This is a genomic window from Accumulibacter sp. (assembly GCF_031732815.1).
Classification (GTDB): domain Bacteria; phylum Pseudomonadota; class Gammaproteobacteria; order Burkholderiales; family Rhodocyclaceae; genus Accumulibacter.
The window spans coordinates 1-2848 of sequence record NZ_JAVMKF010000264.1 but is presented as its reverse complement, the minus strand read 5'-3'; the positions used below and the strand labels follow the sequence as shown (position 1 = coordinate 2848).

2 protein-coding genes are annotated in these 2848 nt (G+C 65.1%); both read left to right on the top strand.

All coding sequences use genetic code 11. The annotated features are described in order from the left end of the window. A partial coding sequence (locus RKP46_RS15500; RefSeq protein WP_311107465.1) for an amidohydrolase family protein occupies nt 1-1065 on the top strand: 1065 nt, incomplete at its 5' end. Beyond that, nucleotides 1062-2848 (top strand): MFS transporter (locus RKP46_RS15495; protein WP_311107464.1); only part of this gene is annotated, 1787 nt, incomplete at its 3' end. The genes RKP46_RS15500 and RKP46_RS15495, both read left to right, overlap by 4 nt.

Below are 2848 nucleotides of genomic sequence, written 5' to 3'. Positions count from 1 at the left end.
GAGTTTGTCGACTGCCATGTCCATCTGGTCGGCACCGGCGATTCGGGTAGCGGAATCGAGGTCAACCCACAGATGGAGAGTCTGTTTCACCCGCTGCAGTACGCGCAGCGCCTGTTCTACCTGAACGCCGGTTGTGTCCATGATGCGCCCGGCCGCGTAGACGCAAGTTACCTCGAGCGCATGCAGAACCTGGTCGATGGCTTGCGCCCGGGCGCCAAACTGTTGCTGCTGGCCTTCGAGCGCGCGCATGACGAGCAGGGTCGACCGGACGCCAGGCGCAGCGCTTTCTACGTGCCGAACGCCTACGCGCAGGCCGTCGTGGCGCGCTATCCGCAGTACTTCGAGTGGGCTGCTTCGATCCATCCTTACCGGGCCGATTGCGTCGAGGAACTGGCGGCGGCGGTGCGCGGTGGCGCGCGCGCGGTGAAGTGGCTGCCGCCGGCCATGGCGATCGATCCGTCGTCGCCACGCTGCGACCGCTTCTACCAGGCGTTGGCGCAGCACGATCTGCCGCTGATCACGCATGCGGGCGAAGAAAAGGCGGTACACGGCGCTGAACTCGAGGCACTCGGCAATCCGCTACTGCTGCGCCGAGCGCTGGACCACGGCGTGCGCGTCGTCGTTGCGCATTGCGCGTCGCTGGGTATGGCGGCCGACCTCGATCGTGGTCCGCAGGCGGCGCCGGTGGCGTGTTTCGAGCTGTTTACCCGGATGATGGGCGAAGCGCGCTACGCCAGCCTGCTGTTCGCCGACATTTCGGCGCTTGCCCTGCGCAACCGGCCGCCGGAGACCTTGCGCGTGCTGCTCGAGCGCGAGGAATGGCATGCTCGCCTGCTCAACGGTTCGGATTATCCTCTGCCCGGCGTCGTGCCGCTGATCCTGCCGGCCGACCTTGCCGCGCGCGGCCTGCTGCCGGCGTCGGCGGTCGCCCGGCTGGAACTGATCCGCGAGCATAATCCGCTCCTTTTCGACTTCGTTCTCAAACGTCATCTGTCGTCGAACGGACATCGTTTTCCGCCCGGAGTCTTCGCCACGCGCCGCTTTTTTGACAGGAGGACGGCATGAGTTCACAGTTTGCGCTGCTCGGAACGCGCCGCTTTGCGCCCTTTTTCGCCACACAGTTTCTCGGTGCCTTCAACGACAACCTGTTCAAGAATGCACTCGTCGTGCTGCTCACCTTCCAGGCGGCAGCCTGGACGACGCTGGCGCCGGAAGTGCTCACCAACATCGCCGCCGGGATTTTCATCCTGCCGTTCTTTCTCTTTTCGGCCACCGCCGGGCAGTTGGCCGACAAGTTCGACAAGGCGCGCCTGGCGCGTCTGGTCAAGCTGCTCGAGGTGCTGATCATGGGCGTCGCGCTGCTCGGCTTCGTCGCCCACAGCCTGCCCATCCTGCTCGTCGCGCTCTTCCTGCTCGGCTTGCACTCGACTTTCTTCGGACCGGTGAAGTACGCCATCCTGCCGCAGCATTTGCGCGACCACGAACTCGTCGGCGGTAACGCGCTGGTCGAAGCGGGAACCTTCGTCGCCATCCTGCTCGGCACGCTGGCGGGCGGCATGCTTGCCGGCGCGGCGGCGCATCCGACCTGGGTCGCTTACGCCGGGCTAGTGGTCGCGGTGCTCGGCTATCTGTTCAGCCGCGGCATTCCGGCCGCGCCGGCGCCGGTTCCGCAACTCGTCGTCGGGCTGAACCCTTTCTCGGAAACCTGGCGCAACATCGGTTTTGCCCGGCAGAACCGGACGGTCTTTCTGTCGATTCTCGGGATTTCATGGTTCTGGCTCTACGGTGCGCTTTTTCTGGCACAGTTTCCGGCCTACGCCAGGAACGTGCTGGGCGGCAACGAGGCTTCGGTCACCTTGCTGCTGGCCGTGTTCACGGTAGGCGTCGGCCTTGGTTCTCTCCTCTGCGAGCGGCTGTCGGCCGGACACGTCGAGATCGGTCTGGTGCCCTTCGGCTCGATCGGCCTGACCCTTTTCGGCATCGATCTGGCCTTCGCTTCACCGGCGCAACTGCCGCCCGGCGCGCCGCTCGAACTGACCAGCCTGCTGGCGCTGCATGCCAGTTGGCGCGTCCTCTTCGACCTCTTCGCCCTGGGACTTTTCGGCGGTTTCTTCGTCGTCCCGCTCTACGCGCTGATCCAGTTGCGCAGCGCGCCTGAACAACGGGCGAGAATCATCGCCGCCAACAATATCCTCAACGCCCTGTTCATGGTCTGCGGTGCGCTCGCCGCTGCCGGCCTGCTCAGCAGCGGCGTGTCGATTGCCGTCCTCTTCGCGATCGCCGCCCTCTGCAATGCTGCCGTGGCCGTCTACATCTACAGTCTGGTTCCCGAGTTCATGCTGCGTTTCGTCGCCTGGCTGCTGGTGCACTCGGTCTATCGCCTGCGTCAGCAGGGACTGGAAAACGTCCCGGCCGAGGGTGGCGCGGTGCTTATCTGCAACCATGTCAGCTTCGTCGACCCGATCGTCATTGCCGCCGCCTGCCGCCGTCCGATCCGCTTCGTGATGGACCACCGAATCTATCGCCAGCCGCTGATCGGTTTCGTTTTCCGGCACATGCATGCGATTCCGATTGCCCCGGCGCGCGAAGATGCGCGCATGATGGAAGCCGCTTTCGAAGAGGTCGCGCATGCGCTGAGCGCCGGCGAACTGGTCGCGATCTTTCCCGAAGGGCGGATTACCGATACCGGCGAGCTTTACCCGTTTCGCCCGGGCGTCCAGCGCATCGTTGCGCGCACGCCGGTGCCGGTGATCCCGATGGCCCTGCAGGGGCTTTGGGGAAGCTTCTTCAGCCGCAAGGACGGACCGGCGATGAGTCGACCGCTGCGGCGCGGCATGTTTTCGCGTAT